Genomic DNA, 20,023 nt, shown 5'->3' on the forward strand with positions numbered 1-20,023 from the left:
CCCGTGCGTTCCTGTGGGCGCCTGTGAGAAGCATTGCGTTGCATCGTCTCGTGTGCAGTTGCGATGATCAGCCGTATGTCTGAGTACGGGGGTACGGCGGGCGAGCCGCCGCGGTCGCGACTTGCGGATTACGCGGAGTCGACCGAGGAGGTTTCCGCAGCCGCGCAGGAGCCGGCGCCGAGCACCGAGCCGCCGGACCGGCCGGCAGCGCCGACGGAACCCGCCGGGGCGACCATTCGGCGGCGGGAGTTCGCAGCGGTCCTCGGCGAGTTCCGGCGTACGGCGGTACTGGTGCCGTTGGCGACCGACGCGGCCGGCGAGTCGAGCCTGCTCACCGGCGACCTGGGCGGAGTCCGCTGGATCTTCGCGTTCTCGAACGAGCAGGCACTGGCCCGGTTCGCCGTGGCCCGGGGCGAGGGCGCCCGGGAGTGGCCGTACCGACGGGTGCTCGGCGCCCGGTTGCTGGATGTGGCGGTGCCCGCGGCAGGCGTGCCGTGCGGCGTGGCGCTGGACTGCGCGGACGGACCGGACGGGGTGGTGTTTCCCCCAGTGACCGGGATCGTGCCGGACGCTGCCGCCGTGGACACCGACGGACAGAGCGGGGGTGCGTCATGAGCGGTGACGGCAAGGATCTGAAAGCTCAAGGCCTCGGCCTCATCGCGCAGGGGCTGACCGCCGCGCTCGACGAGCTCAAGGAACTGGGCATGGTGGGCACGGCCGGAGCCGGGCGCGGTTTCGGTGATATCGCCCTGTCGGGCCTCGAGTTGGGCCACGAGGGCCTCACCACCGACTTCGGCTCGTTCTGCGAACGCTGGGAGTGGGGCGTGCGCTCGCTCATCAACGAAGGCAACTCGTTCGCCCAGAAGACCGGCCTGTCCGCAGGCACGTACTACGAGACCGATCAGTACGTGGAGGGGTCACTCAAGGTCGCCACGAACTCCCTGATCGGCAACCCGTATGCGACGGAGGACGAGGTGACCCGGCAGAACTGGGGCGACGTCGCCACCTCCGGCATCTTCGGCGGCGATGTCGACTACAGCAAGGAGTCCTTCGACACGGCGTTCGCCAATGCGGGGCAGGGCTGGAAGGACGCGGGCCGGGACGTGGCCACCTCCGACTTCCTGGGCACGTCCCGGGCTCAGGACCTCGCGGGAATGACCGACGCGGAGTACGAGGCGCAGCTGGACGAGACCTTCGGACCCTCGGCCGAGGAACGCGCGAAGGCCGCAGAGCAGGGCGGAGGTGCCGGCTGATGGGGCTCTTGGACGATCTCAGCGATGCCGGCGGTGCGATCAAGGACGGGGTCAACGACGGGCTCGGCGCGATCGAGGACGGCATCGACGCCGGCAAGAAGGCGCTCGGCGAAGGCGTCGACTGGACCACCGACAAGGTGGGCCAGGGCCTGGACTACGTGGGCTGGGAGTCCGGCGCGGACGCGGTCACGGACTGGGGCGACGAGATCGCCTCCGACCTGGGCGCCACCCCGGGTGAACAGCAGCTGGGGCAGACCGAGGACGCGAACGAACTCGTCCACGGCAACCCGGAGAAGATCCGTGCATCCGCCAAGCATCTCAAGGACTTCCACTCCGCCTTCGACAAGGTCGCGAGCGGCATGCGGAAGGTCGACTCCTCGGGCTGGGCGGGCGAGGGCGCCGACGCGTTCCGCAAGAAGTTCGGCGTGCACCCCACGAAGTGGGCGCAGGCCGCCGACGCCTGCGAGAAGGCGGCCGGTGCCCTCAACTCCTATGCGGACACGGTCACATGGGCGCAGGGGCAGGCCAAGGAGGCCATCGAGCTCTACAAGAAGGGCAGGAAGGCCTCCGACGACGCGGTGGACGCGTACAACAAACGCGTCGACGCCTACAACGCCAAGCTGAAGGCGAACGAGGATCCCGGCCCACGCCCGGAGCCCTTCAAGGACCCCGGCAAGGCGGACATCCAGCGCGCTCAGGAGAAGCTGACCGAGGCCCGCAAGCAACGCAACACCGCGGGCGCCGAAGCCCAGACCAAGGTCAAGGCGGCCCTCGCACACGCCCCCGCCGAACCCCCGCCGCTCGACCGGATCGGGGACAACGTCGTGGACGGCTTCAAGGCCCTCGACACCGAACTCACCCATGTCGTCGGCGGCGTGCTCAAGGGCGGCGCGGGCCTGGTCAACTTCGTCCGCGGCCTCAACCCGCTGGACCCGTACAACCTGACCCACCCGGCCGAGTACCTGCAGAACGCCTCGATGACGCTCTCCGGTCTGGTCTCCACGGCGGCCCACCCCGAACGCGCACTCTCCGCAGCGGTCGACGCCTTCAAGAACGACCCGTCGGAGTTCGTCGGCCGCCTGATCCCGGAGATCCTCGGAACCAAGGGCGCGGGGCTGGCGCGCGGGGCTCTCACCAGCGGGATCAAGACCGCGGCGAAGGAGTCCCTGGAGAGTGGGGCGCAGAGGGCGGCGCGTGAGTCGGTCGACGACGGCCCGAACCAGGTGGCCCGCGACAAGGACTCCGTGGAGACCAAGGGCTCCGACCCGGTCGACATGGCCACCGGCAAGATGTTCCTGCCGCAGACCGATGTGGTCCTGCCCGGCGTACTGCCGCTGGTGTTCCAGCGGCGCGTGGAATCGGGCTACCAGCTGGGCCGTTGGTTCGGTCCTTCATGGTCGAGCACGGTCGACCAGCGTCTGGAGATCGATGCGGAAGGCGTGCTCTTCGTCACGGAGGACGGCCGCATCCTGGCCTACCCCCATCCCGCTCCCGGTGTCCCCGTGCTGCCGAGCCACGGTCCGCGCTGGCCGCTGGACCGCGAGCCCGGCGGTTACACGATCACCGATCCGTCCTCCGGCCGCGTCCGGCACTTCTCCGACCGGAGCGACGAACTGGCCGTCCTGGTCCAGGTCGACGACCGCCACGGCAACTGGATCACCTTCGAATACGACGCCGAAGGCGCCCCCACGGCGCTGGTGCACAGCGCGGGCTACCACCTCGGGGTCACCACGACCGAGGGCAGAGTCACCGGCCTGCACCTGGCCGGGGCCGGCCCGGACGGCACGGCCCTCGAACTGATCCGCTACGGCTACGCGGACGGCAACCTCACCGAGACGGTCAACTCCTCGGGCCTGCCCCTGCGCTTCACCTACGACGACCGACGCCGGGTCACCTCGTGGACGGACACCAACGACCGTTCGTACCTGTACACGTACGACGACGAGGACCGGTGTATCGCCGAGGGCGGCAGCGACGGCCATATGACCCTGCGCCTGGACTACGACGGCATCGACCCTGCCACCGGGCACAAGGTGACCACGACGACCACGGGTGACGGCCGCACCCGCCGCTTCGTCATCAACGACGACGCGCAGGTGGTCGCGGAGATCGATCCGCTCGGTGCGATCACCCGCTACGAACGCGACCGCTACAACCGGCTGCTCTCCACCACCGACCCACTGGGCCACACCACGACGCTGGCCTACGACGAGTCGGGCAACCCGACCACCGTCACCCGCCCCGACGGCCGCAGCAGCACCGCCGAGTACAACGAACTCGGCCTGCCGGTACGGGTGGTGGCTCCGGACCGGACCGTGCGCCGCTACACATACGACGCCCGCGGCAACCGCACTGCGGCCACGGACCCGGCCGGCCTCACCACGCACTTCACGTACGACGAGGCCGGCCACCTCACCGAGATCACCGACCCGCTCGGGCACAGCACACGCATCCACTGCGACCGCGCAGGCCTGCCCCTCACCGTCACCGACCCGCTCGGTGCCACCACGCACTTCCGACGCGACGGCCTCGGCCGCCCGATCACGATCACGGACCCGCTCGGCGCGGTCACACGCCTCGAATGGACCGTCGAAGGAAAACTCACCCGCCGTACCGCGCCCGACGGCACATCCGCATCATGGACGTACGACGGCGAGGGCAACTGCACCACGCACACGGACCAAATGGGTGCGGTCTCCACCTTCGAGTACACGCACTTCGACCTGCTGACGGCCCGAACGGGCCCGGACGGTGTCCGCTACACGTTCGCCCACGACCACGAACTGCGCCTCACCCAGGTCACCAACCCCCAAGGCCTGACCTGGAACTACGCGTACGACGCCGCCGGCCGCCTGATATCCGAAACGGACTTCGACGACCGCGAGCTCGGCTACTCCTACGACGCCGCCGGCAGGTTGGTCTCCCGTTCCGACGCCCTCGGCCGGACCACCACGTTCGAGCGCAACGCGCTGGGCCAGGTCGTCCGCAAGGACGCGGCGGGCTCGGTCACCACCTTCGCGTACGACCTCACCGACCAACTCGCGCACGCCGCCGGGCCGGCGACCGAGCTGACGCTGCTCCGCGACCGCTTCGGCCGCCTGGTCGCGGAGACGGTCGACGGCCGCGAAATGCGGTACACCTACGACGAGTTGGGGCGCCGCACCGGGCGTACCACCCCCACCGGCGCGGTCAGCACCTGGTCCTACGACGCGGCAGGCCGCCGCACCCACCTCACCACCTCCGGCCGCACCATCGATTTCGCGTACGACGAAGCAGGTCGCGAAATCTCCCGGCACATCGGCGAAGCCGTCTCCTTCACGAACGCCTACGACCCCCTGGGCCGTCTTCTGGACCAGGAAATCACCGGGGCCGACAGCGCCACGGTCCAACGCCGCTCGTACGCCTACCGCGCGGACGGCAACCTGACGGCCATCGACGACCACCTCGCCGGCGCCCGCCGCTTCGACCTCGACGCCGCCGGCCGCGTCACGGCCGTCCACGCGGCCAACTGGACCGAGACGTATGCCTACGACGAGGCGGGCAACCAGACCACGGCCGCGTGGCCTTCCACCCACCCCGGGCACGAGGCAACCGGACCTCGCACCTACGAAGGCACCCGCATCACCCGCGCGGGCGGCATCCGCTACGAACACGACGCCCTCGGCCGAGTCACCCTCCGCCAGAAGACCCGGCTGTCCCGCAAGCCGGACACCTGGCGCTACGAGTGGGACGCGGAAGACCGTCTCATCGCCACAACCACCCCGGACGGCACGCTCTGGCGCTACACGTACGACCCGCTGGGCCGCCGCACGGCGAAGCTGCGCTTGGCAGGCGACGGGGAAACTGTCGTGGAGCGGGTGGAGTTCACTTGGGACGGGACTACGCTGTGCGAACAGATCTCGAATTCACCCGAGCTGCCATTCCCGATAGCACTCACGTGGGATCACCAAGGCCTGTGCCCCCTCGCCCAGACCGAGCGCCGCCTGATGACGGGGGCCTCCCGGGACGAAGTCGATTCCCGTTTCTTCAGCATCGCCACAGATCTGGTCGGCACGCCCACTGAACTCCTGGATGAGCGTGGGCATGTCGCTTGGCATGCACGAGCGTCTCTGTGGGGGCGGACTGCATGGAACACCTCAGCCACCGCCTACACCCCGCTACGGTTCCCTGGGCAGTATTTCGACATAGAAACGGAGTTGAACTACAACTACTTCCGCCATTACGCGCCCGAAACGGCACGCTACCTCACCAACGATCCGCTGGGACTTGCAGCAGCTCCGAATCCAGCATCGTATGTTGATTCTCCGCATACCACGACTGATCCGCTTGGGCTCGCACCCATAGATGGCGAATGCCCTCGCGCTCTCGGCTTCAGCAGTGACGTGGAGAGAGCCATCCAGAAGCTGGAAAACATCATTGCGGATCCAGTTGGCCGCATCAATTCCGAGCCGAATCACAATCACTACGACGCCGCAAGACGTGAGGCCAATGGCGAGGTGGTGGCCCGGAAGGCCAATGGGGTTCCGTTCGACCATATTCAGGATCTCAAGCAGGCGCGTAACGGGCTCGAAAACGTGCGTCAGATTCTGTGGTCTACCATGGAGAGGCTCCCGGATGGGCTCACCTATCGCGGACTCGAAGTACTGATTGCGAAGCATGATCTAACAGTCCATCATTTGGACAGTTTGAACGGATTTCTGCACAATATCGGCCATCGCTAACCTGAGGATGACGCGGAAAATGTCCTACGAAGTCGACAGAAGTCGATCCCTTGAAGAGCTCGACGGCGAGAAGTGGCCGGAGCCGGGCCCCGGTTCGACAAGCTTGGTGTCGGCAATCGATCGACTGCGCCGCAGACCCATCGGAGAACTCACGGCTTACGACTTGAGTCGGTTGATCGGCCAGGACATCGGCCTGCGTTGGCTCATTCCCGTTTCCTTGGAGATTCTCAGGGAAACCGCCCCCGATCAAGCTGCAGGCGGATTTTACGACGACGATCTGTTGACCGCTGTACTTTCACGTGGCCCCGACCTTTGGGAAACCCATCCGGAGTGGGCACGCGAAGTCAAGGAAATCCTTTCCATGCTCGGAGCCCTTTCGGTATACGTACAACGCGAAGCGGATGACTTCCTTGCGCGGTGCCCAGAGAAATCCTGATCGCATCGGTCGAATCGCGAGGCCTCGGTTTCGGCATGCCTGACGCGGTGCCCCCATTCTCCGCGATGCAGATCGCCGCGGTCGAATCGCGAGGCGATGGCATGGGGATCTTCGTCGTGCGCTGCGTGAACGGCACTGTCCGGGAGCGACAGGTCTTCGGCGTCGCCTCGGCGGCGACAGTGACGGTCTCCGTGGACTGGATCGACCGGTACGGCCGGAGAGTCGATGTCTTCGACGCGCCGCACGTAGCCATGGTTCAGCTGTCGGGGGACGCGGTGGGTGCGCTGGAGAGAGGGAGCATCCTCGCCGCGAGCCCACCACACGGCTGAAACCGAGTCCCTCAACGCCGCAACGCCCACCCCATCCGGTCGGGGACAGGGGCGGGCGTCGCGTCAGTGTTCCGTACGCCGTTGTACGGACCGTCTGTTGGGGCTCGCCTCGCAAGGAGGCGGGCCAGGGGGTCAGACCGTCAGCGAACGGTCCGTCGGGCGGATCGGGGCCGGCAGCTGAGACGCACCGGTGAGGAAGCGGTCCACACCGCGCGCCGCCGAGCGGCCCTCGGCAATGGCCCAGACGATCAGCGACTGACCGCGGCCCGCGTCACCGGCGACGAAGACACCGGGGACGTTGGTCTGGTACTCGTCGTCGCGGGCGATGTTGCCCCGCGCGTCGAGCTCCAGGTCGAACTGCGCGACCAGACCGTTCTCGACGTCCGTACCGGTGAAGCCCATCGCGAGGGTGACCAGCTGCGCCGGGATGACCCGCTCCGTGCCCGGCTTCTGCTCCAGCTTGCCGTTCACGAACTCGACCTCGATGAGGTGCAGTTCCTGGACGTTGCCGTCCTCGTCGCCCGTGAAGTGCGTGGTCGAGACGGAGTAGACCCGCTCGCCGCCCTCCTCGTGCGCCGAGGTGACCTTGTAGAGCATCGGGAACGTGGGCCACGGCTGGTGCGGCGCACGGTCCTCGCCCGGCTTGGGCATGATCTCCAGCTGCGTCACGGATGCGGCGCCCTGACGGTGGGCCGTGCCCACGCAGTCGGCGCCCGTGTCACCGCCGCCGATGACGACCACGTGCTTGCCCTCGGCCGTGATCGGCGGGGCCACGAAGTCGCCCTCGACCACCTTGTTGGCGAGCGGCAGGTACTCCATCGCCTGGTGGATGCCCTTCAACTCACGGCCGGGGACCGGGAGTTCACGGGCGGTCGTCGCACCGGCGGCGATGACCACGGCGTCGTACCGCTTGCGCAGGTCCGTCGCCTTGAGGTCACGGCCGATCTCGACGCCCGTACGGAAGCGGGTGCCCTCCGCGCGCATCTGCTCGATGCGCCGGTTGATGTGCACCTTCTCCATCTTGAACTCGGGGATGCCGTACCGCAGCAGACCACCGATACGGTCCGCGCGCTCGAACACGGCCACCGTGTGACCGGCCCGCGTCAGCTGCTGCGCGGCCGCGAGACCCGCGGGACCCGAGCCGACCACCGCGACGGTCTTGCCGGACAGGCGCTCGGGCGCCTGCGGCTTGACGTCGTTGGCGTCCCAGGCCTTGTCGATGATCGAGACCTCGACGTTCTTGATGGTCACGGCCGGCTGCGAGATGCCGAGGACGCAGGCCGACTCGCACGGAGCCGGGCACAGGCGGCCGGTGAACTCGGGGAAGTTGTTCGTCGCGTGGAGACGCTCGGAAGCAGCCGCCCAGTCCTCGCGGTACGCGTAGTCGTTCCACTCCGGGATCAGGTTCCCGAGCGGACAGCCGTTGTGGCAGAACGGGATGCCGCAGTCCATGCAGCGCGAGGCCTGCGTCGAGATGATCGGAAGCAGGGATCCGGGGACGTAGACCTCCTTCCAGTCCTTGACGCGCTCCTCGACGGGACGGGAGCAGGCGACCTCGCGGCCGTGCTTGAGAAAGCCCTTCGGATCAGCCATTGGTCGCCGCCTCCATCATCTTCTCGGTGATCTCGGACTCGGAGAGCCCGGCTCGCTCGGCGGCGTCCTTGGCGGCGAGCACTGCCTTGTACGTCTGCGGAATGATTTTGCTGAAGCGGGCGGCCGAAGCGTCCCAGTCGGCGAGCAGCTTCTCGGCGACGGTGGAGCCGGTCTCCTCGGCGTGGCGGCGCACGACATCGTGCAGCCACTGCTTGTCGGCGTCCGAGAGCTCCTCGACCGCGGCCAGGTTCCCGGAGTTGACGTTGTCGCGGTCCAGGTCGATGACGTACGCGGTGCCGCCGGACATACCGGCCGCGAAGTTGCGTCCCGTCTCGCCCAGGACGACCGCCTGGCCACCGGTCATGTACTCGCAACCGTGGTCGCCGACGCCCTCGGACACGACCAGCGCACCGGAGTTGCGGACGCAGAAGCGCTCGCCCGTACGGCCGCGCAGGAAGATCTCGCCACCCGTCGCGCCGTACGCGATGGTGTTGCCGGCGATCGTCGAGTACTCGGCGAGGTGGTCGGCCGCACGGTCGGGGCGCACGATGACGCGGCCGCCCGAAAGGCCCTTGCCCACATAGTCGTTGGCGTCGCCCTCGAGGCGCAGCGTCACACCGCGCGGCACGAAGGCGCCGAAGGACTGACCGGCCGACCCCGTGAAGGTGATGTCGATCGTGTCGTCCGGCAGGCCGGCTCCGCCGAAGCGCTTGGTCACCTCGTGACCGAGCATCGTGCCGACGGTCCGGTTGATGTTGCGGATCGCGACCTGGGCCCGAACCGGCTGGGCGGCCTCGGCGGAGTCCACGGCGAGGGCGTCGGCGGCGAGCTTGATCAGCTCGTTGTCGAGCGCCTTCTCCAGACCGTGGTCCTGGGAGATCAGCTGGTGACGGACGGCGCCCTCGGGCAGGTCCGGCACGTGGAACAGCGGAGCGAGGTCCAGGCCCTGTGCCTTCCAGTGCTCCACGGCCCGCTCGGTGTCGAGGAGTTCGGCGTGGCCGACGGCCTCCTCGATGGTGCGGAAGCCGAGCTCGGCGAGCAGCTCGCGGACCTCTTCGGCGATGAACTCGAAGAAGTTGACGATGTACTCGGCCTTGCCGGTGAAGCGCTCGCGCAGGACCGGGTTCTGCGTGGCGATGCCGACCGGGCAGGTGTCCAGGTGGCAGACGCGCATCATGACGCAGCCGGAGACGACGAGCGGCGCGGTCGCGAAACCGAACTCCTCGGCGCCGAGCAGCGCGGCGATGACCACGTCACGGCCGGTCTTCAGCTGACCGTCGGTCTGCACGACGATGCGGTCGCGCAGGCCGTTGAGCAGCAGCGTCTGCTGGGTCTCGGCGAGACCGAGCTCCCAGGGACCGCCCGCGTGCTTGAGCGAGGTCAGCGGCGAAGCACCCGTACCGCCGTCGTGGCCCGAGATCAGCACGACGTCGGCGTGCGCCTTGGAGACACCCGCGGCGACCGTGCCGACACCGACCTCGGAGACCAGCTTCACGTGGATACGCGCGGCCGGGTTGGCGTTCTTGAGGTCGTGGATCAGCTGAGCCAGGTCCTCGATGGAGTAGATGTCGTGGTGCGGCGGCGGCGAGATGAGGCCGACGCCCGGCGTCGAGTGACGGGTCTTGGCCACCCACGGGTAGACCTTCGGGCCCGGCAGCTGACCGCCCTCACCGGGCTTGGCGCCCTGGGCCATCTTGATCTGGATGTCGTCGGCGTTGACCAGGTACTCCGAGGTCACACCGAAGCGGCCGGAGGCGACTTGCTTGATCGAGGACCGTCGCGCCGGGTCGTACAGACGCTCCGGGTCCTCGCCGCCCTCACCGGTGTTGGACTTGCCGCCCAGCTGGTTCATGGCGATGGCGAGGGTCTCGTGCGCCTCCTTGGAGATGGAGCCGTACGACATGGCGCCGGTGGAGAAGCGCTTGACGATCTCGGAGACGGGCTCGACCTCGTCGATGGAGATGGACGGGCGGTCCGACTTGAAGCCGAACAGACCGCGCAGCGTCATCAGGCGCTGGGACTGCTCGTCCACGCGCGAGGTGTACTGCTTGAACACGTCGTAGCGGCGGTTGCGCGAGGCGTGCTGCAGACGGAAGACCGTGTCCGGGTCGAACAGGTGCGGCTCGCCCTCACGGCGCCACTGGTACTCGCCGCCGATGTCCAGGGCGCGGTGCGCCGAGGGGACGCCGGAGGCCGGGTAGGCCTTGGCGTGCCGGGCGGCGACCTCCTTGGCGATCACGTCGATGCCGACGCCGCCGATCTTGGAGGCGGTGCCGTTGAAGTACTTGTCCACGAAGGCCTGGTCGAGACCGACGGCCTCGAAGACCTGCGCGCCGCGGTACGAGGCGACGGTCGAGATACCCATCTTGGACATGACCTTGAGGACGCCCTTGCCGAGCGCGTAGATCAGGTTGCGGATGGCCTGCTCGGCCTCGATGCCCGGCAGGAACGTTCCGGCCCGGACGAGGTCCTCGACGGACTCCATCGCCAGATACGGGTTCACGGCGGCCGCACCGAAACCGATGAGCAGCGCGACGTGGTGCACCTCGCGCACATCGCCGGCCTCGACGAGCAGCCCCACCTGGGTGCGCTGCTTCGTACGGATGAGGTGGTGGTGCACGGCCGCGGTGAGAAGCAGCGACGGGATCGGCGCGTGCTCGGCGTCCGAGTGCCGGTCCGACAGGACGATCAGGCGGGCGCCGTCGGCGATCGCGGCGTCGGCCTCGGCGCAGATCTCCTCGATACGGGCGGCAAGCGCGTCACCGCCACCGGAGACCCGGTAGAGACCGGACAGCGTCACGGCCTTCATGCCCGGCATGTCGCCGTCGGCGTTGATGTGGATGAGCTTGGCCAGCTCGTCGTTGTCGATCACCGGGAAGGGCAGCGTGACCGAACGGCAGGACGCGGCCTGCGGGTCGAGCAGGTTGGAGCCCGGGCCGAGCGACGAGAGCAGCGAGGTGACGAGCTCCTCGCGGATCGCGTCGAGCGGCGGGTTGGTGACCTGCGCGAACAGCTGGGTGAAGTAGTCGAAGATCAGCCGCGGACGCGAGGACAGCGCGGCGATCGGCGAGTCCGTACCCATCGAACCGATCGGCTCGGCACCGGACTTGGCCATCGGCGTGAGCAGGATGCGCAGCTCTTCCTCGGTGTAACCGAAGGTCTGCTGGCGGCGGGTGACCGAGGCGTGGGTGTGCACGATGTGCTCACGCTCGGGCAGGTCCGAGAGCTCGATCTCGCCGGCCTCGAGCCAGTCCGCGTACGGGTGCTCGGAGGCGAGCGCCGACTTGATCTCGTCGTCCTCGATGATGCGGTGCTCGGCGGTGTCGACGAGGAACATCTTGCCGGGCTGAAGCCGTCCCTTGCGGACCACCTTCGCGGGGTCGATGTCGAGCACGCCGACCTCGGAGCCGAGCACGACGAGACCCTCGTCGGTGACCCAGTAGCGGCCGGGGCGCAGGCCGTTGCGGTCCAGGACCGCGCCGACCTGGGTGCCGTCGGTGAAGGTGACACAGGCCGGGCCGTCCCAGGGCTCCATCAGCGTGGAGTGGTACTGGTAGAACGCGCGCCGCGCCGGGTCCATCGAGGCGTGGTTCTCCCACGCCTCCGGGATCATCATCAGGACCGAGTGCGGCAGCGAACGGCCACCCAGGTGCAGGAGTTCGAGCACCTCGTCGAAGGACGCGGAGTCCGAGGCGTCCGGCGTGCAGATCGGGAAGATCCGCTCCAGCTGCTCGCTGCCGAACAGATCGGAGGCGAGCTGCGACTCACGCGCCGTCATCCAGTTGCGGTTGCCCTTGACGGTGTTGATCTCACCGTTGTGCGCGATGAAGCGGTACGGGTGGGCAAGCGGCCAGCTCGGGAAGGTGTTCGTCGAGAAGCGCGAGTGCACCAGCGCGAGCGCCGAGGCGAAGCGGCGGTCGGACAGGTCCGGGAAGAAGGGCTCCAGCTGGCCGGTGGTCAGCATGCCCTTGTAGACAATGGTGCGCGCGGAGAACGACGGGAAGTACGTCGCGGCCTCCCGCTCGGCCCGCTTGCGCAGCGCGAAGGCCTTGCGGTCCAGCGCGATGCCCTCGGACGTACCGTCCGCGACGAACATCTGGCGGAACACCGGCATCGTCGAGCGGGCGGAGGCGCCGAGCAGCTCGGGCGCGACCGGTACCTCACGCCAGCCGAGGACGTTCAGGCCCTCCTCGGCGGCGATGCCCTCGATCTTCGCGGCGGTCTCGTCGGCTTCCTCGACCGGCAGGAAGGCGATACCCACGGCGTACGAGCCGGCCTCGGGCAGCTCGAACCCGGTGACCTCGCGCAGGAACGCGTCGGGGACCTGGCACAGGATGCCCGCGCCGTCACCCGAGTCGGGCTCGGAGCCGGTGGCACCGCGGTGTTCCAGGTTGCGCAGCACGGTCAACGCCTGCTCCACCAGCTGGTGGCTGGCAACACCGGTCAGGGTGGCCACGAACCCGACACCACAGGCGTCGTGCTCGTTACGGGGGTCGTACATCCCCTGCTGGGCGGGGCGACCGTCCATGGGCGACCAGGCGTCGGAACGCATCGGCTCTCCCGTCGTCGTCGAGGCAAAAGTGCAGGTGCCGAGGGACGACGTTGGCCCTCACGCTTCAAGTCTGCGCGAAATTTCGTGCAGGTTACATGATGGAGCGCTTCTCAGGAATCGGATAGCGCGTTCCACCATGCGGACACCGCGGGTGACGGTCTTCCCCTCGGGGACAGGACCTTCGCGGGCAGATCAGTGACCGGGGGCCCATGTTCTGTGTGGGCTTCTTTGCCCATGGGTGCGCCCGGGCCTCATTGCCCACGGCGCTTACGGCTCATGCCCTGCTGTCATGGCTTCGAAACCGCTCGGTAACGACTACTTATGCCAGCAGCCGCATAGACCTGCAAGCCCTTATCCTACGGCCGTTCCGAACAGAGTGCCGAGGGCGTACGTCACACCGGCCGCCGCGCCACCGAGCGCCAACTGCCGCAGACCGCTGTACCACCAGCTCCGCGCCGTCACCTTGGCCACCACCGCTCCGCAGGCGAACAGGCCGGTCAGCGCGAGCAGCAGCGCCGGCCACAGCGCGGTCGCGCCGAGCAGATACGGCAGTACGGGCAGCAGAGCGCCGAGCGCGAAGGCCCCGAAGGACGAGACGGCCGCCACGACGGGCGAGGGCAGATCGTCCGGATCGATACCGAGCTCCTCGCGCGCGTGGATCTCCAGCGCCTGCTCCGGATCCTTGGACAGCTGCCGCGCGACCTCCCGCGCCAGCTCCGGCTCGACACCGCGGGAGACATACAGCTCGGCGAGCTCCTGCTCCTCGCACTCGGGGTGCTTGCGCAGCTCGCACCGCTCCACGTCGAGTTCCGCCTGGACGAGCTCGCGCTGGGACGCCACGGAGGTGTACTCCCCCGCCGCCATGGAGAACGCACCGGCCGCGAGACCCGCGAGCCCGGTGATCACGATGGTCTGCTGCGATACGGCCCCGCCGGCGACACCGGTCATCAGCGCGAGGTTCGAGACCAGCCCGTCCATCGCCCCGAACACGGCAGGCCGCAGCCAGCCACCGTTCACATCACGATGCGTGTGGTTGTCACGGTGCGCCTCATGCAACGGCGCTTCGGTCTCGATGATCGCCATGTCTCCATGCCCCCTGTTTCCTTCGCGGTACGCCATCGAAAGTACGCGCGAAATATCGCCCCTGCCAGCAAGGAAGGCCTGGCTAACACTCCTCCTTCGCCCCCTGCGGCGTTGAGCAAGCCATCCAGCCCCTGCGGCGTTTGAGCAGACCTTCCAGCCCCTGCGGCGCTTGAGCAGATCCGAACGAAGTTCGGATGCGGGGGTCCGGGGGCGAAGCCCCCGGTTTCGGGAAGGGGCGGGGCGGGGAGAGAAGCGGCCGCAGGCGAAGGGGTGACATAAGCCGCATAAACGCAGCGCAAGCAACCCGCGTGGAACGCATGACCCATGCAGCAACCGATTGCATACGTTCCGTCCGGCACTCAGGAGCGCACAGCCCTCCCCGCCCCGGACACCCTCGCGCAGCGCAGCCGCGCACGAGGCGCCCTCCTCGGCCTGGCCGTCGGCGACGCCCTGGGCGCCCCCGCCGAGAACCTCAAGCCCTCCGAGATCCGCGAACGCTGGGGCCGTATCGAGGACTTCGTCGTCGACAACCCCGCCGGCACCGACGACACCGAGTACGCCATCTTCTCCGGCCTCCTCCTCGCCCGCTTCGGCTCGGCCCTCACCACGGCACGCGCCGAGACCGCCTGGCACCAGTGGATCGCCGACCTCGACGAGGGCCCCTTCAAGGGGGCCGGGTTCAGCGAACGCGGCACCCTCGAGAACCTCCGCCGCGGCCTCGCCGCCCCTGTCACCGCCCAGCACCGCCACGCCTGGAGCGACGGTCTGGCGATGCGGGCCGCACCCTTCGGGGTGTACGCGGCGGGCCGGCCCGCCGAGGCCGCGCGGCTCGTCGCCATCGACGGCTCGGTCAGCCACGACGGCGAGGGCATCTACGGAGGACAGGCCGTGGCCGCCGGGGTCGCCGCCGCGATGGGCGGCGCGGGCCCGGCCGGCGTCATCGGCGCCGCGCTCTCCGTGATCCCGATGGACTCCTGGACGGCACGCTCGCTGCGCCGCGCCGTGATCGCCGCCCCCGCCGGCGAACGCGCGGTGCGCAGCGCGGTCGTCATCGGCGGCTACCCGTGGACCGACCTCGCCCCCGAGGCGGTGGGCCTGGCCTTCGGCGCCTTCGCCGCGGCCCGCGGCGACTTCCGCGAGGCGGTGCTCACGGCGGTGAACATGGGCCGCGACGCCGATACGACGGCCGCGCTGGCAGGCGCTCTGGCCGGCGCACTCCAGGGCGAGGCCGCCATCCCGCAGGCGTGGGCCGAGGCGATCGGCCCCGTCCGCGGCAGCTGTCTGCCCTCCATGGCGGGCCATCACGTCCTGGACGTGGCCGACCTGCTCACCCCGGACGACGAGGAGGTGTCGGGATGACGTCGAGCCATTTCCACCGCGGCGCAGGGAGCGCCACCAGTGATGGCACGCGTACCAGGTCAGGTATCCCGGGGTTTCCGGGGGCTCCTATCAGTCGCCCCCAGCGCATCGAAGGACTCCTCCTCGGACTCGCCGCAGGCGACGCCGCCGGCTGGCCCGCGGCCAGACACCGGGCGGCCCGCATGCCCGAGTGGACCAGGCGGCTCACCCGCGAGCTGGACACCTTCGCCGAGCAGAACGCCACCACCACGCTCCCCGTCCCCATCGCACTCAACCAGCCGCCCGAGCCCCTGCGCCTCGGCCCGTCCGACGACGCCGAATGGGCCGCGTTCACGGCCGTCTCGCTGCTCAAGTCGGCGGCCGCGGGCGACCCCGCACTGCGCGTACGGGCGGCCGTGGACCACACCTGGCAGACCCTCGCGGCCCAGATCGCCGAGGCCGAACAGCGCGCCCCCGAGGTCGAGTCCGCGGTGATCCCGCTGCGCGCCCGTATCTCCGTACGCGCCGGCCTGGGCAATCTCGCCGGCGGTCTGCGGCCGCCCGCGACCGGCCACGACAATCCGCACTACTTCGACGACGCGGCCTGTGTACGCGGCTGCGTCCTCGCTCTTGTCCACCCCGGCGACCCTCAACCGGCCGCCGATCTGGCCGAGTTCGACGCTCGCTACACCCAGGACGGCGACGGCGTGCACGGCGCGCGCGCCATGGCCGCGGCGAGCGCCGCGCTGCTCGGCGGCTGGGACATCGACGCGGCCGTGGACGCCGCCCTCGACCAGCTCCCCGACGACACGGAGATCGGCCGCAACGCCCAGCACGCGGTGAAGCTCGCCCGCGACGCCGAGGACGCCTTCGCCCTCGTACCGGTCCTGGAGCACCAGATCGTCGACCACGTCTACAGCTACGGGATCGCCGCCGCCGAGACCGTCCCCGTCGCCCTCGCCCTGACCACCGCATCGCGCGGGTCCCTCGCCCGCGCGGTGCCGGCCGCCGCCTGTCTCTCCCGCGTCGCCGACTCGGCCCCGGCACTCGCGGGTGCCCTTGCCGGTGCGTACGAAGGGGCGGCGGGCGTCCCCGAGTCCTGGCGCGCGGCCTGCCGCACCCTGTCGGGCTGTGCGCTGCCCCGGCTCGCGGACACCGATCTGGTGGAACTCGCCGCGGAACTCGCCGAACTCCTCGCACCAGACCGGGAACTGGCCGCCACGGGTGGACAATTCACGCATGACAGACAAGAAAGGTGCACCTGACGCAGCCGCCGCGGGTCCGGGTCTCGACGACCGGATCAGCCGCGCCCTGACCGGCGCCGCGGTCGGCGACGCCCTCGGCGGGCCCGTCGAGGGCTACAGCCCCGAGCAGATCCTGGAGCGCCACGGCGGCCGGATCCACGGCATCGTGGGCCCCTGGTTCGAGGACTGGCGCACCGCACGCCCGATCGCCCCGTACCACAAGGGCGATGGCCACATCACGGACGACACCTTGCTGACGCACGCGCTGATCAGGGTGTACGAGAAGGTGCGCGACCACCTCGACGCGTACGCGGTGGCGGAGCACCTGGTCCCCGAGCTGACCTCCGAGCCCCGCTGGATCCCGGAGCTGGAGACCGAGGCGATCCTGCTCCAGCGGGTCTTCCTCGCCGAGAAGTGGCTGGTGGCCCGCCTCCACTACGGGCATGTGGACCCCCGCGAGGCGGGCTCGGGCAACATCGTCAACTGCGGTGCGGCGATGTACATGGCGCCGGTCGGGCTGGTCAACGCGGGCAATCCCGCGGGCGCTTACGCGGAGGCCCTGGACATCGCGGGCGCCCACCAGTCCTCGTACGGCCGCGAGGCGGCAGGGGTCTTCGCGGCGGGCGTGGCCGCGGCCTGCACCCCGGGCGCGACGCCTTCGTCCGTGGTGGACACCTGCTTCTCCCTGGCCAAGGACGGCACACGGGCGGCGATCGAGGCGGTCTGCACCGCGGCCTGTTCGTACGACTCCTTCGAACCGGCGCTCGCTCCGCTCCGCGCGGCGGTCGAACCCTTCGACACGGTGGGCCCGGAGTACCGCTCCCCCTCCCTGGGCGCCCGCCGCCCGTCCCGTCTGCACTCCATCGAGGAACTCCCCGTCGCCCTCGGCATGCTCCTCGTCGGCGGCGGCGACTACCGGCGTACGGTCCTCGGCGCGGTCAACTACGGCCGCGACTGCGACTCGATCGCCACGATGGGCGGGGCGCTCGCGGGGGCCCTTGGCGCGGAGGTCCCGGCCGAGTGGGCGAAGACGGTCGCGGAGGCCAGCCGTATCGACTTGTCGGCACCGGCGGTCGCGCTGACGGGCGTGGCCCGCGAGATCTTCGCGCGCGACGTGGACCGCAGGCGCACGCACGAGGCGGCGTTCACGGCACTGGAGGCCTCGGCGTGACCGCCGCCGTCGCCGCACCACTGCGCCTCACCTGGGTCCAGCCGGAGGACCTGATCGGCCACGAGCTGCGCCAACTGGCCCTGGAGGGACGCGATGTGTCCGCCCTCGAACGGAGATGGCTGGCAGCGGGCGGCCACTTGGCCCCGGACCGGGCGGGCGCGTCCGCCGGCCCTGCCACCCCGGAGCTACGCCGACTCGCGACAGAACTCCTGGACGAGGCGGCTGCCATTTCGGCCCCTGCGGCGCTTGAGCAGATCCGAACGAAGTTCGGATGCGGGGGTCCGGGGGCGAAGCCCCCGGTTTCGGGAAGGGGCGGGACAGGGGAAGAAGAGACCCCACCCACCCACCTGCACGCCCTCCACGCAGCCTGGCTGGGCCGAGCCGCCGGCTGTCTCCTGGGCAAGCCCGTCGAGAAGCTCCCCCTGCAAGGGATCAGACAGCTCGCCCGAGCCGCGGGCAACTGGCCACTCCGCACATGGTTCACAGAGCGCGGCGTCCCCGCAGACCTCAAGGCCACGTACCCGTGGAACAGACGCAGCGCGACCACCAGCCTCGCCGAGAACATCAACGGCATGCCCGAGGACGACGACCTCAACTACCCCCTCCTCGGCCTGCTCCTGCTCCAGCGCCACGGAAAGACCTTCACCACCGCCGACGTGGCCAAGCTCTGGCTGGACGAACTCCCCGCCGGCCGCACCTTCACCGCCGAGCGCATCGCCTACCGCAACCTCCTCGACGGCATCGAGCCGCCGCACACCGCCCGCCACCGCAACCCGTTCCGCGAATGGATCGGCGCCCTGATCCGCGCCGACCTCCACGGCTGGACGAACCCGGGGCAGCCGGAGCGGGCCGCGGCCCAGGCCCGCCGCGACGCCGAGCTCACCCACACCGGCAACGGCGTGCACGGCGCCGAGTTCATCGCGGCCGTGATCGCCGAAGCCGCCACGGGCGCGGACGTCCACCAGGCGATCGGGGCCGGCCTCGAAGCCGTACCCGAGGACACCCACCTGTACCGGGCGATCGCGCACGCCCGCCAACTCGCGTACGTCATCAAGGACTTCGACGAGATCGTCGACGTGCTGCACCAGGTGCACGCGGAACACCACTGGGTCCACGTCATCCCCAACACCGCGGCCATCACCGCCGCACTCCTCCACGCGGACGGCGACTTCACCGCCACCATCACCCGCGCCGTGAGCGCCGGCTGGGACACCGACTCCAACGGCGCCACGGCCGGTTCCATCGCGGGCCTGATCGCCGGCCACCCCGACCGCATCCCGGCGCAGTGGACCGACCCTCTGCGCAACCATCTCTCCACGACCGTCGCCGGCTTCGACGGCATCGGCTTCGACACCCTCGCCCAGCTCACCTTCCGGGAGGCGGCCCGATCATGAGACTTACGCCCCGTATCTCCGTACTCGGCTCCACCAACATGGACCTCGTCGCCTACGTGGCGAAGGCCCCGGACCGCGGAGAGACCGTCACCGGACGGGAGTTCCGCACGATCCCCGGCGGCAAGGGCGCCAACCAGGCCATCGCCGCGGCCCGCGCGGGCGGGGACGTCACGATGATCGGGGCGGTGGGCGCGGACGACTTCGGCGTACGGCTGCGCGGCGCGCTCGGCGAGTCCGGTGTGGACACCAGCCGCCTGCGTACGGTGGAGGGCGCGAGCGGCACCGCGCACATCGTGGTCGACGACGAGGGCGGCAACGCGATCGTGGTCGTGCCCGGCGCCAACGGCACGGTCACCGGCCTCGCCCCCGGCGATGCGGAGGCCATCGAAGCCACGGACACGCTTCTGCTCCAGCTGGAGATCCCCCTGGAAGGGGTGCTCACCGGGGCGCGCACCGCCCGCGAACGCGGCGTACGCACGATCCTGACGCCCGCACCCGCACAGCCCCTGCCGCCCGAACTGCTCGCCGCCACGGACCTGTTGGTGCCCAACGAGCACGAGGCCGCCGCGCTCACCGGACGCACCGACCCGCACGAGGCCGCGGAGGCCCTCCTCGAACAGGTCCCCGAGCTGGTCATCACCCTGGGCTCGGTCGGCAGCCTGTACGCGGACCGCTCCGGCACCCGGCTCACCGTGCCCGCGCCGCAGGTCAAGGCCGTGGACACGACGGCCGCGGGCGACACCTTCGTGGGCGCGCTCGCCGTGGCGCTCGGCGAGGGGCGTCCGATGCCGGACGCACTGGCCTGGGCCTCGGCTGCGGCCGCGCTCTCGGTCCAGCGCCCGGGCGCCTCGGCCTCGATGCCGGCCCGCGCGGACATCGACGCCGCCGTCCGCCCGTAGCGCAAAACCC

The 20,023-nt window shown here is 69.8% G+C and carries 13 protein-coding genes; 10 read left to right on the forward strand and 3 right to left on the reverse strand.

The window, feature by feature from the left end:
- Positions 1-75: 75 nt before the first annotated feature.
- From H9Y04_RS06045 to H9Y04_RS06065, 5 genes are read left to right on the forward strand one after another with little or no spacing between them, the layout of a single operon-like run.
- On the forward strand, positions 76-615 hold the full coding sequence (locus tag H9Y04_RS06045; protein WP_187812612.1) for a hypothetical protein: 540 nt from the start codon (positions 76-78) through the stop codon (positions 613-615).
- The gene (locus H9Y04_RS06050; protein ID WP_187812613.1) at positions 612-1,253 is read left to right on the forward strand and encodes a hypothetical protein; all 642 of its coding nucleotides are present in this window, start codon (positions 612-614) and stop codon (positions 1,251-1,253) included. The genes H9Y04_RS06045 and H9Y04_RS06050 overlap by 4 nt, the downstream gene beginning before the upstream one ends.
- Positions 1,253-5,974: a putative T7SS-secreted protein gene (locus tag H9Y04_RS06055; RefSeq protein WP_187812614.1), complete on the forward strand. Its 4,722-nt coding sequence runs from the start codon at positions 1,253-1,255 to the stop codon at positions 5,972-5,974. The genes H9Y04_RS06050 and H9Y04_RS06055 overlap by 1 nt, the downstream gene beginning before the upstream one ends.
- Before the next feature lie 19 nt (positions 5,975-5,993).
- Entirely contained in the window at positions 5,994-6,410 is a 417-nt protein-coding gene (locus H9Y04_RS06060) for a contact-dependent growth inhibition system immunity protein (RefSeq protein ID WP_187812615.1), read from the forward strand.
- Positions 6,392-6,739: a hypothetical protein gene (locus H9Y04_RS06065; protein WP_187812616.1), complete on the forward strand. Its 348-nt coding sequence runs from the start codon at positions 6,392-6,394 to the stop codon at positions 6,737-6,739. Before H9Y04_RS06060 ends, H9Y04_RS06065 begins: the two co-directional genes overlap by 19 nt.
- Before the next feature lie 132 nt (positions 6,740-6,871).
- Here H9Y04_RS06065 and H9Y04_RS06070 read toward each other — a convergent pair whose 3' ends face one another.
- The 3 genes from H9Y04_RS06070 to H9Y04_RS06080 all read right to left on the reverse strand — a co-directional run bounded on the left by H9Y04_RS06070 (position 6,872) and on the right by H9Y04_RS06080 (position 13,967).
- A complete protein-coding gene (locus H9Y04_RS06070; protein WP_187812617.1) occupies positions 6,872-8,332 on the reverse strand; it encodes a glutamate synthase subunit beta in 1,461 nt (486 codons plus the stop codon).
- Positions 8,325-12,884 (reverse strand): glutamate synthase large subunit, encoded by a 4,560-nt coding sequence (gltB, locus tag H9Y04_RS06075; RefSeq protein ID WP_187812618.1) that lies wholly within the window; start codon positions 12,882-12,884, stop codon positions 8,325-8,327. Before gltB ends, H9Y04_RS06070 begins: the two co-directional genes overlap by 8 nt.
- 351 nt (positions 12,885-13,235) lie before the next feature.
- Complete coding sequence (locus tag H9Y04_RS06080) at positions 13,236-13,967, reverse strand: VIT1/CCC1 transporter family protein (protein WP_187812619.1); 732 nt, start codon at positions 13,965-13,967, stop codon at positions 13,236-13,238.
- A gap of 324 nt (positions 13,968-14,291) precedes the next feature.
- On the opposite strand from H9Y04_RS06080, the gene H9Y04_RS06085 reads away from it, so the two are divergent.
- The 5 genes from H9Y04_RS06085 to rbsK are packed head-to-tail and all read left to right on the forward strand — an operon-like array spanning position 14,292 to position 20,013.
- On the forward strand, positions 14,292-15,326 hold the full coding sequence (locus H9Y04_RS06085; protein ID WP_187812620.1) for an ADP-ribosylglycohydrolase family protein: 1,035 nt from the start codon (positions 14,292-14,294) through the stop codon (positions 15,324-15,326).
- Positions 15,323-16,570 carry an ADP-ribosylglycohydrolase family protein gene (locus tag H9Y04_RS06090; protein WP_187812621.1) on the forward strand — a complete coding sequence of 416 codons (1,248 nt, stop codon included), beginning with the start codon at positions 15,323-15,325 and terminating at the stop codon, positions 16,568-16,570. Before H9Y04_RS06085 ends, H9Y04_RS06090 begins: the two co-directional genes overlap by 4 nt.
- Positions 16,545-17,720 (forward strand): ADP-ribosylglycohydrolase family protein, encoded by a 1,176-nt coding sequence (locus H9Y04_RS06095; protein ID WP_187812622.1) that lies wholly within the window; start codon positions 16,545-16,547, stop codon positions 17,718-17,720. The genes H9Y04_RS06090 and H9Y04_RS06095 overlap by 26 nt, the downstream gene beginning before the upstream one ends.
- Complete coding sequence (locus H9Y04_RS06100) at positions 17,717-19,114, forward strand: ADP-ribosylglycohydrolase family protein (protein WP_187812623.1); 1,398 nt, start codon at positions 17,717-17,719, stop codon at positions 19,112-19,114. The genes H9Y04_RS06095 and H9Y04_RS06100 overlap by 4 nt, the downstream gene beginning before the upstream one ends.
- Entirely contained in the window at positions 19,111-20,013 is a 903-nt protein-coding gene (gene rbsK / locus H9Y04_RS06105) for a ribokinase (protein WP_187812624.1), read from the forward strand. The genes H9Y04_RS06100 and rbsK overlap by 4 nt, the downstream gene beginning before the upstream one ends.
- Positions 20,014-20,023: the final 10 nt, after the last annotated feature.

The sequence above is a fragment of the Streptomyces polyasparticus genome (assembly GCF_014493765.1).
GTDB classification, from domain to species: Bacteria; Actinomycetota; Actinomycetes; order Streptomycetales; family Streptomycetaceae; genus Streptomyces; species Streptomyces polyasparticus.